Below are 352 nucleotides of genomic sequence, written 5' to 3'. Positions count from 1 at the left end.
TCAATCCAGTAAATATTACTACTGATGCAGAAGCTGTTAAGGCTGAACTTAAGAAGCAAAACATTACTGTTGACAATGCTGGTAACTTTGAAGCACCTGATACCTTCACTGTAACTTTGAATGCTAAGTCAAATGTTAACGGCAAGACTGCTTCATTACCTGTAACTGTTTCAGTTCCAAACGGTAAGAAGACTACTGTTGACAGCCAAACCAAGACTATTATGCACAACGCTTACTACTACAAGGAAGACGGTACTACTCGTGCTAACAACGACAAGGCTAAGCGTTACGAATCAGTAACTGTTGCTATGTCAACTAAGAAGATTGGCGACAAGAACTTCTACGAAGTAAT

Annotated in this window: 1 protein-coding gene; it reads left to right on the top strand. The window is 39.5% G+C overall.

What is annotated here, in order from left to right:
• The coding region (locus CP366_RS10540; RefSeq protein ID WP_199162876.1) for an SLAP domain-containing protein at window positions 1–352 on the top strand (352 nt) is incomplete at both ends.

Origin of the sequence: Lactobacillus sp. UMNPBX15 (genome assembly GCF_002553785.1) — a bacterium.
Taxonomy (GTDB): domain Bacteria; phylum Bacillota; class Bacilli; order Lactobacillales; family Lactobacillaceae; genus Lactobacillus; species Lactobacillus crispatus.
Note: the sequence above shows the minus strand (reverse complement) of the source record. Positions and strands in the feature narration are given on the sequence as shown.